This window comes from Actinoplanes sp. NPDC026623 (assembly GCF_040638275.1).
In the GTDB taxonomy this organism is placed as follows: domain Bacteria; phylum Actinomycetota; class Actinomycetes; order Mycobacteriales; family Micromonosporaceae; genus Actinoplanes.
Map to the genome: position 1 here is coordinate 31,083 of NZ_JBEZXZ010000071.1, position 9,097 is coordinate 40,179.

At 71.6% G+C, this 9,097-nt stretch carries 6 protein-coding genes; 3 read left to right on the forward strand and 3 right to left on the reverse strand.

Features of this window, described 5'->3' with window-relative positions:
- Positions 1-77: 77 nt before the first annotated feature.
- Positions 78-641 carry a class I SAM-dependent methyltransferase gene (locus AB0F10_RS21735; protein WP_360627765.1) on the reverse strand — a complete coding sequence of 188 codons (564 nt, stop codon included), beginning with the start codon at positions 639-641 and terminating at the stop codon, positions 78-80.
- A gap of 138 nt (positions 642-779) precedes the next feature.
- Between AB0F10_RS21735 and AB0F10_RS21740 the strand changes: the two genes are divergently transcribed.
- The gene (locus AB0F10_RS21740) at positions 780-1,352 is read left to right on the forward strand and encodes a TetR/AcrR family transcriptional regulator (protein WP_360627768.1); all 573 of its coding nucleotides are present in this window, start codon (positions 780-782) and stop codon (positions 1,350-1,352) included.
- Here AB0F10_RS21740 and AB0F10_RS21745 read toward each other — a convergent pair.
- Both AB0F10_RS21745 and pulA read right to left on the reverse strand, forming a co-directional pair.
- Complete coding sequence (locus tag AB0F10_RS21745) at positions 1,327-1,773, reverse strand: DUF6174 domain-containing protein (protein ID WP_360627771.1); 447 nt, start codon at positions 1,771-1,773, stop codon at positions 1,327-1,329. The genes AB0F10_RS21740 and AB0F10_RS21745 overlap by 26 nt on opposite strands.
- A 107-nt stretch (positions 1,774-1,880) precedes the next feature.
- The gene (gene pulA / locus AB0F10_RS21750) at positions 1,881-5,153 is read right to left on the reverse strand and encodes a pullulanase-type alpha-1,6-glucosidase (RefSeq protein WP_360627774.1); all 3,273 of its coding nucleotides are present in this window, start codon (positions 5,151-5,153) and stop codon (positions 1,881-1,883) included.
- Between the two features lie 202 nt (positions 5,154-5,355).
- On the opposite strand from pulA, the gene acnA reads away from it, so the two are divergent.
- Complete coding sequence (gene acnA / locus AB0F10_RS21755; protein WP_360627777.1) at positions 5,356-8,133, forward strand: aconitate hydratase AcnA; 2,778 nt, start codon at positions 5,356-5,358, stop codon at positions 8,131-8,133.
- 109 nt (positions 8,134-8,242) lie between these two features.
- Positions 8,243-8,992: a response regulator transcription factor gene (locus tag AB0F10_RS21760; protein WP_360627786.1), complete on the forward strand. Its 750-nt coding sequence runs from the start codon at positions 8,243-8,245 to the stop codon at positions 8,990-8,992.
- Positions 8,993-9,097 lie beyond the last annotated feature (105 nt).

The window sequence follows — 9,097 nt, forward strand, 5'->3', positions numbered from 1 at the left end:
GAACAGGACGGCAATGGCGGACATCCCGGATCGTGGCGGTCGAGACGCCGCCCGCGGGTTGCCGCCGAACGGAATTGTCAGGCGCGCGCCTCCAGCCGGGCGACCAGGCGGATGGGGAGGCGGCTGGCCCGGATCGGCACCCGGGTCACCGAGGCCGGCGCGAACGAGGCCCGGGCCGCGGCGGTCGCCCGGTACAGCGCGTACCGGGCGTCGTAGATCCACATCCGGCCGGTCGGGCGCAGCACCCGGTGCAGGTCGCCGATCCCGCCCGGCACGTCGTGCCAGTGGTGCTGGCTCAGCGACGACACCACCAGGTCGAATGTGTCGTCGGGGAACGGCAGGTGGGCCACGTCGGCGACGGTGAAGGTGACCGGGGTGTCGCCGGCGGCGCGGCGGGCGTACTCGATCATCTCGGCCGACAGGTCCACCGCGTCGACACGAAGGGAGGGAAACGCGTCCGCGATGGCCAGGGGTAGCCGGCCCGGGCCGGTGCCGACGTCGAGAATCCGGCTGCCGGGTGCGAGGCCCGCCGCCGCGATGTCGTCGAGGATCCGGGCGCGCAGCCGGGTCAGCAGGCGGCGGGTGTGCCGGTCGTAGCTGTCGGGGTGGGTGAAACCGCCGTGCACGTGGGGGGTCCTCATGGCAATCTCCGGACACTGCGTTCAATGTTGAACATCATGTTCGAGTATCGTTCTCTGCACCGGACCCGCGTCAACGACCAATGGCGGCGCATGGTCCGGCACCGCACAGAGTCCGGAAACTGTCCGGGAAGAGGGGCCATGGATAGACGGGTACGCCGCACTCGCCGCATGCTGCAGGACGCGCTCGTCGCGCTGATCGAGGAACGCGGCTACGAGCGGCTCACGGTGCAGGACGTGCTCGACCGCGCCGACGTCGGCCGGTCCACGTTCTACACCCACTTCCGCGACAAGGACGCGCTGTTCATGACGTGGTTCGACGGCCTGCGCGAGGACCTGCGCGGCGAGCTCGACGCCATGGCCGTCGGGCATCAGCCGCCGGGCACCACCCGGCCGCTCGGGGTGATCTTCGATCACGCGTACCGGAATCGGCGGGTCTATCGGGCGGTCTGCGGCCGCCAGGGCGGCAACGCCTTCACCCACCTGATGCAGCGGCTGCTCTTCGAGCTGCTGCACGAGCACCTGTGCGTGGCCGGGACCCGGCTGCCGGTCGAGATCGCGGCCGAGTACTACTCGGGCGCGCTGCTCAGCACGCTGCTGTGGTGGGTGCGGCAGGACTTTCCGTACCCGCCCGAGGAGCTGGCCGCGATGTGCCAGCTGCTGACCTCGCCGGGGGTGATGGCGAGCCTCACCCCCGCACCGCATATTCCGTGATGGTGAAGCAGGTCGGCTCTCCGGCGCCCTCCGAGACGTCGAAGGAGATCGCGACCGGGTGCCCGTCGGCCGGGTCGGCGCTCGTGGTCATCTCGCCGCCGTCGTCCGCGGCGTTCTGCGCCAGGTCGAGCAGGCCGCCGAGCGTCGGCAGCTCGACCTCCTCCTCGCCGGAGGCGGTCTTGCCGTCGATGCGCTCGATGCCCGCGACCGCGCCGCCCGTCACCGTGACCCGGTAGACGCCCTCCGACGGCCCGGTGCCGCAACGCCTGTCGACGACGTACGCGTAGTTCGCCGGCTCCTGCCAGGCGGGCGCCGACGCCGGGGTGGAGGCGCTGGGCGGCGTCGCGACCGGCTTGTCGTCGGTGCAGGCGGCGATCGCCGCGACAAGGGCGATGCCGCAGAACAGCCGGGCGAACCGCACGATGACCTCCGTTGCTCGGACCGCCGCCACCCGACGGCCGCGCCCATGCTCCCAGACCCGGTCAACAGCGCCTCGGCCACGCCACCCGCATGATCGAACCCGGCCGGTCAGCCGGGCAGGTCGGCGACGAAGACGGCCACCGAGCGGGCCGGAACCGTCAGCGTCCCCGCCGCTGCGGTGGCGGTGCGCAGCACCGGGTCGGCCGAGGCGAGCAGCTCCGGGTGCGGGGACAGCGTGACGGCCGCGAGCGACGGCACCTCCTGGATCGTCGCCTCCTCGGTCGCGTTGAAGACGACCACCGTGTGGCTCCAGCGCGGATCCAGGCCCTCGCCGTCCAGGCACATGACGATCACGCCCGGGCTCTCCGCCGGCCCGCCCAGCGGGAAGGTCAGCCGGCGCTGCACCTCGGCCGCGGTCGGCAGGCCGAACACCGGCGAAGCCCGGCGGACGCGCAGCAGTTCGGCGTAGCGGGCCGCGGTCAGGTCGATGATCTCCGCCGTCGGGACCAGCCCGGGGTCGGCGAGCAGCGGGCGGGCCCACGGCCACTTGTCCTCGTTGTCCGGCGCCGGCGGCAGCCCGATGCCGAAGCCGTTGCCGTCCGCGGCGCCCCAGCGCAGCTGGTTGAACCAGTCCCCCGAGTTGTAGGAGTTGCGGTCCAGCGACTTGGATCGCAGCCGCTCGGTGCCGAGCGCGACGAAGCCGACGCCCTGGCCGAGCACGACGATCGACAGCGCGAGCACCTGCATGCGGGCGCGGTCCAGCATCGGCAGCGACGGCGGGAGCTTGAACGCCATCGCGTCGTAGAGGATCTCGTTGTCGTGCGCGTCCACATAGGCGACGCACTCCCCCGGCGCGGCCGCGTAGCCGCTGGGTGAGCCGTTGTAGTCGATCTGGGCGCCGCTGTGCTCGATGCCGGTGTGCGTCACGAACCGGTACGTCGCCAGGCCGCCGGAGAGCCCCACCTTGATCCGGTCGTGCACGGACAGCGGCGTACGCGAGCCGAGCCCGGTCGCGAAGCCCCGCACCGACGGGTCGTCGCCGAACGAGCCGCCGCCGCGGACCGCGTCGCGCAGCCGGTCGTTGAACGTGCCGATGCCGGTGCCGGCCATGTTGACCTGTGTCGCCTGCACGAACCGCGAGTCGTACGCGATCTCGCCGAAGTTCCACCCCTCGCCGTACAGGAAGATGCCGGGGTCGAGGTGGTCGAGGGCGGCCCGGATCTCCAGGATGTTCGCGCGCGGGTGGTGGCCCATCAGGTCGAAGCGGAAGCCGTCGACCTTGTACTCCTTGGCCCAGGTGACGATCGAGTCGACGATCAGCCGGCCCATCATCAGGTGCTCCGGCGCCGTGTTGGAGCAGCACGTCGACTCGGCCACCGTGCCGTCGTCGAGCAGCCGGTGGTAGTAGCCGGGCACGATCCGGTCGAGCACGCTGAACGGCGCCAGCCCGTCGGCGGTCGTGTGGTTGTAGACGACGTCCATCACCACGCGCAGGCCCGCCTCGCTGAGCGCCGCGACCATCCGGCGGAATTCGAGGATGCGGGCGCTGCCGGACGGCTCGACGGCGAAGCTGCCCTCCGGCGTCGTGAAGTGCAGCGGGTCGTAACCCCAGTTGAAGCCGTCCCGGTCGGCGACGGCCATGATCGCCCGCTGCTGCTCGGGCGAGTCCGGCGGCAGCGCGGCCAGGTCGCATTTCGGTACGGCCTGGTCGGCGCGGCGGTCCGGCACCGTGGCGAAGTCGAACGCCGGCAGCAGGTGCACGTGGGTGAGCCCGGCGTCGGCGAGCATCCGCAGGTGCCGCATGCCGGCGGATTCGGCGTGGGTGAAGGCCAGGAAGGTGCCCCGTTCCTCGGCCGGCACCGTGGTGTCGGCGATGGAGAAGTCGCGGACGTGCACCTCGGAGATCTGCATCCGGGCCGGCGCCACGGCCGGCGGCTTGACCAGGCTCGCCCAGCCCGGCGGGGTCAGCTCCGGCGCGGACAGGTCGACGAGCTGGCTGTGCGTCGAGTCGACCGACAACGACAGCGAGTACGGATCGGTGACGCTGCTGGTCACGACGCGCTGCGCGGCCGGGTGCCAGACCTCGACCCGGAAGCGGTAGTAGCGCCCGGGCCATTCGCGCCGGCCGGCGATGGACCACACGCCGGTCGCCGCGTCCCGGTCCATCGCCATGAGCTCCGGCTCGTCGTCGCCGGGGGTGCGGGACAGCTCCAGCGAGACGGCGCGGGCGGTCGGCGCCCAGACCGAGATCGTCGACTGCTCCTCGTCCATGACCACGCCGAGCCCGGCGTCGGCCGCGCCCGCGTACAGGTCGTCGAGGACGCCGGGGAGCTGCACCGCGGTCAGGACCGTGACCCGGCCGCCGGCGTCGCGGCCCGCCACCAGGACCTGGCCGAGCAGCAGCTCGCCGAGGCCGGCGTCGTCGAGTTCGGGCACGGCGAAGGCGCGGTAGGAGCGCAGGTGCGGGAAGCGGCGGCTCTGCGCCCGGAACAGCCCGCCGGGGCGGGGCGTGAGCGGCAGCGTGGCGCCGGCCCCGGCCAGCTCGTCGCCGTCGCGGCGCAGGCCGCCGTCCGCGGCCGAGACCAGGTCGAACCGGTCGGCCAGGACGGCCAGGTGCGCCGGCAGGGCCAGCGTGGTGCGGTCGACGAAGACGGCCAGGGCGCGCGCCGGATCGAGCTCCGGGCCCAGCGAGCGCACGTCGGGCAGTACGGGCTCGATGGTGCCGTCGAGCATCCACACCTCCCGGGCCGAGGTCAGGTCGAGCCGCTGGTCGTCGTGCAGGTCCTTGACCTCGCCGCGGTGCAGGACGAAGCGCAGCCCGACGGCGTCCGGCCGCACCGGCACCCGGAACACGGCGCCGAAGGCGTCGAAGGCGACCGGCCCGAGCGGCGTGTTCCAGTCGGGCTTGCGGAAGGTGCCCTCCCAGGCGTGCAGGCCCCACCCGGCGTAGTCGCCGTCGGCGCGGCGGTAGTGGACGACGGCGGAACCCTCGTCCGGCGGCGACTCGCCGGTGAAGCCGGCCGCCGCGGCGCTCGGATAGACCTCGGGGTCGCCGGGCCGCAGCCAGATCTCGGGGGTGACCCCCGGATCGACGTGCCGGTCCTCGGCCACGTCCTTGGTTCCGGTGTGGTCGACCACCAGGAAGCCCACCTCGCGGGCCGAGTCGGCGACGCGCACCCAGGCGAACCGGCCGTAGGCGTCCTCGCCGGCGAACGGGTGGCCGCCGGGGAAGCCGGTGATCGCGCCCGGCGCGATGTCACCCCACGCGTGCAGCGACCAGTCGCCGTAGCTCTCGTCCTCGCGGGAGTAGTGCACCACCAGCCAGTGCGGCCGGCTCAACCTGGCGCGTACCGCCGGCGCGGCGATCTCGATCGTGGTCACCTGGACATGATCGCACCGGGGAACGCCGGTTTCGGCGCTCCCGGAGTGCCGCGGCACCCGGGTTGCGGGAAATAACAAGACGGACGTACGGTTTACGGAAGACGTGAACCCTGAGTTAGGCAAACCTAACCGGCGGGCAGCCGTCACCGGTGCGACAGACTGCTGAGTACTACTCACAGTCGCTGGGTGTGAAGGAGATGACGTGGCCAGCCTCGACACCTTTGGTGCGAAGAGCGAGCTACGCGTCGCAGACGCGAGCTACGAGATTTTCACGATCGACAAGGTCGACGGGCATGACCGCCTGCCGTACTCCTTGAAGATCCTGCTGGAGAACCTGCTCCGCACGGAGGACGGCGCGAACATCACCGCCGACCACATCCGCGCCCTCGGCGGCTGGGACCCCACCGCCGACCCGAGCGTGGAGATCCAGTTCACCCCCGCCCGGGTGCTGATGCAGGACTTCACCGGCGTCCCCTGCGTCGTCGACCTCGCCACCATGCGCGAGGCCGTCAACGACCTGGGCGGCGACCCGACCAAGGTCAACCCCCTCGCCCCCGCCGAGCTGGTCATCGACCACTCGGTGATCGCCGACCTGTTCGGCCGCGAGGACGCCTTCGCCCGCAACGTCGAGCTGGAGTACCAGCGCAATCGCGAGCGCTACCAGTTCCTGCGCTGGGGCCAGACCGCGTTCAACGAGTTCAAGGTCGTCCCGCCGGGCACCGGCATCGTGCACCAGGTCAACATCGAATACCTGGCCCGCACGATCATGGAGCGCAACGGGCAGGCGTACCCGGACACCGTCGTCGGCACCGACTCGCACACCACGATGGTCAACGGCCTCGGCGTGCTGGGCTGGGGCGTCGGCGGCATCGAGGCCGAGGCCGCGATGCTGGGCCAGCCGGTCAGCATGCTGATCCCGCGGGTCGTCGGCTTCAAGCTGAACGGCGAGCTCCCGGCCGGCACCACCGCGACCGACCTGGTGCTGACGATCACCGAGATGCTCCGCGAGCACGGCGTGGTCAGCAAGTTCGTCGAGTTCTACGGCCCCGGCGTCAGCGCCGTACCGCTGGCCAACCGCGCCACCATCGGCAACATGTCGCCGGAGTACGGCTCGACCGCCGCGATCTTCCCGATCGACGACGAGACGATCAAGTACCTCAAGCTGACCGGCCGCACCGAGGCGCAGGGCGCCCTGGTCGAGGCGTACGCGAAGCGCCAGGGCCTGTGGCACGACCCGGCCGGGGAGCCGAACTACTCCGAGCGCCTCGAGCTGGACCTGTCGACGATCGTGCCGTCGCTGGCCGGCCCGAAGCGCCCGCAGGACCGGGTGCCGCTGAGCGAGGCCAAGCCGATGTTCCGCGAGGTGCTCGGCAACTACGTGGACGTCGAGGGCCCGGCGGACGAGGCCAGCGCCGAGTCCTTCCCGGCCAGCGACCCGCCGGCGAACAGCACCGACTCCGACGTCGACAAGCCGCACCACCACCTGGTGAGCGCGGCGCGCGGCGCCGACGGCCGGCCCTCGAAGCCGACCCGGGTGGTCGGCGACGACGGCACCGAGTTCGTGCTGGACCACGGCGCGGTCGTCATCGCGGCGATCACGTCCTGCACCAACACCTCGAACCCGCAGGTCATGATCGGCGCGGCGCTGCTCGCCCGCAACGCCGTCGAGCGCGGCCTGAACCGCAAGCCGTGGGTCAAGACCACCCTCGCGCCGGGTTCCAAGGTCGTCATGGACTACTACGACCGGGCCGGCCTCACGCCCTACCTGGACAAGCTCGGCTTCAACCTGGTCGGCTACGGCTGCACCACCTGCATCGGCAACTCGGGCCCGCTGCCCGAGGCGATCTCGGCGGCCATCAACGAGGCCGACCTGACCGCGGTCTCGGTGCTCTCCGGCAACCGCAACTTCGAGGGCCGGATCAGCCCGGACATCAAGATGAACTACCTGGCCTCGCCGCCGCTGGTGGTCGCGTACGCGCTGGCCGGCACGATGGACCTGGACATCACGACGGAGCCGCTCGGCACCGGCTCGGACGGCAAGCCCGTCTACCTCGCTGACATCTGGCCCAGCGCCAAGGAGATCGACGACGTCGTCGCCTCGGCGATCGGCGCGACCGGCTTCAGCGCGGCCTACGCCGACGTCTTCGCCGGCGATGAGAAGTGGCAGTCGCTGCCGACGCCGGAGGGCAAGACGTTCGAGTGGGCCGAGGACTCGACCTACGTGCGGAAGCCCCCTTACTTCGAGGGCATGGCCGCGCAGCCGTCGCCGGTCACCGACATCGCCCGCGCGCGGGTGCTGGCGAAGCTCGGCGACTCGGTCACCACCGACCACATCTCGCCGGCCAGCTCGATCAAGGCGGACTCCCCCGCGGGCAAGTACCTCGCCGAGCACGGCGTGCCCCGGCACGAGTTCAACTCGTACGGCTCGCGCCGCGGCAACCACGAGGTGATGATCCGCGGCACGTTCGCGAACATCCGGCTGCGCAACCAGCTTGTCCCGGGCGTGGAGGGCGGCTTCACCGTCAACCACCTGAACGGCGAGCAGAGCACCATCTACGACGCCTCGGTCGCCTACAAGGAGGCCGGCGTGCCGCTGGTCATCCTCGCCGGCAAGGAGTACGGCTCCGGCTCGTCGCGTGACTGGGCGGCGAAGGGCACGATGCTGCTCGGCGTGCGCGCGGTCATCGCCGAGTCCTACGAGCGCATCCACCGCTCGAACCTGATCGGCATGGGCGTGCTGCCGCTGCAGTTCCCGCCGAAGTCGAACGCGGAGTCGCTCGGGCTCACCGGCACCGAGACCTTCTCCATCACCGGGGTGGAGGCGCTCAACGAGGGCGGCATCCCGTCGACGGTGAAGGTCCGCACGGACACCGGCGTGGAGTTCGACGCCGACGTCCGGATCGACACCCCGGGCGAGGCGGACTACTACCGCCACGGCGGCATCCTGCAGTACGTGCTGCGCAAGATGCTCGCGAGCTGATCACCTACGCGTGACCGACGCCCCGCCGCCCACCCGGGTGGCGGGGCGTCGTAGCTTTCCACAGCTGTGAGCCGGAGGAAAGATTCCGGAAACATGGATGTTGCACCCTGTGGTCATGGAGATCCTGCTGCTGGCCACCCGACCCGGCGCGGCTGCGGAGGATCGAGCCCTGCCGGCGCTCGATCTGCTGCGGCACACGCTGCGCGTCGGCACCTTCGACGTACAGGCACTGATGTCCGGCGCCGACCCCGACGTCGTCCTCGTGGACGCGCGGCGTGACCTGCTCGAGGCCCGTGACCTGTGCCGGCTGCTGCGCACGACGGGGTTGCGGGTTCCGCTGCTCGCCGTGGTCGAGGAGGCCGGACTGATCGCGATGGCCGCCGACTGGGGGCTGGACGACGTGCTGCTGACCAGCGCCGGTCCGGCCGAGGTCGAGGCCCGGCTCCGGCTGGCGTCCGCGCGGGTCGCCGGCGTCGCCGGGGGCACCAGCAGCGGCCTGGTCAACGCCGGGGAGCTCGCCATCGACCCGCACACGTACTCGGCGCGGCTCAAGGGGCGCCAGCTCGACCTCACGTACAAGGAGTTCGAGCTGCTGAAGTTCCTGGCCCAGCACCCGGGCCGGGTGTTCAGCCGCGACCAGTTGCTGCGCGAGGTGTGGGGCTTCGACTACTTCGGCGGCCACCGCACCGTCGATGTGCACGTGCGCCGGCTGCGGGCCAAGCTCGGCAGCGAGTACGAGTCGATGATCGGCACGGTCCGGCAGGTCGGCTACAAGCTGGTGCTTCCGCCGCAGCCGGCAAGCCGCATGCCGGCCCCCGAGTGGGACCCCATCGCACCCCGGGTCGCCGTGGAGCTGTAAAGACCGATTCCCCGCGGGTCCGGCTGCCACGCCCGGGTGGAGATCGACCGTAAGAACGGCGCGGCCCAGGTCTTCGCCCAGGAGCTGGATGCCGACGGCACGATC

Coding starts and splice junctions, on each gene's coding strand:
- AB0F10_RS21735 (WP_360627765.1), bottom strand. CDS start 641: ATGAGGACCCCCCACGTGCACGGCGGTTTCACCCACCCCGACAGCTAC.
- AB0F10_RS21740 (WP_360627768.1), top strand. CDS start 780: ATGGATAGACGGGTACGCCGCACTCGCCGCATGCTGCAGGACGCGCTC.